This window comes from Caballeronia sp. M23-90 (assembly GCF_053574605.1).
In genome coordinates, this window is sequence record NZ_JBSIPA010001088.1 from 1 (window position 1) to 247 (window position 247).

General features: G+C 57.1%; 1 pseudogene. It reads left to right on the top strand.

Annotation, left to right across the window (positions count from 1 at the left end):
• Positions 1 to 229: pseudogene (locus tag ACRXB1_RS37920) on the top strand (IS110 family transposase); the annotation flags it as partial.
• Positions 230 to 247 lie beyond the last annotated feature (18 nt).

A 247-nucleotide genomic window follows, 5' to 3' on the forward strand; every position in this document is an offset into this window, starting at 1 on the left:
CGCATTCTACCGGCGCCTTGCCGGCCGAATTGGTAACGCCAAGGCCGTGACTGCGACGGCGCGCAAGATCGCTGTTCTGTTTTATAACGCGATGCGCTATGGCATGGACTACCGCGACCCGGGTGCGCATCATTACGAACAGCAGTACAGGGACCGTGTCATCAAACAGCTTCATCGCCGCGCGGCGCAATTTGGATATTCACTACAGCCTCAGGACTCGCCAGCGTGAAGGTGAGTTTCTTAGGAA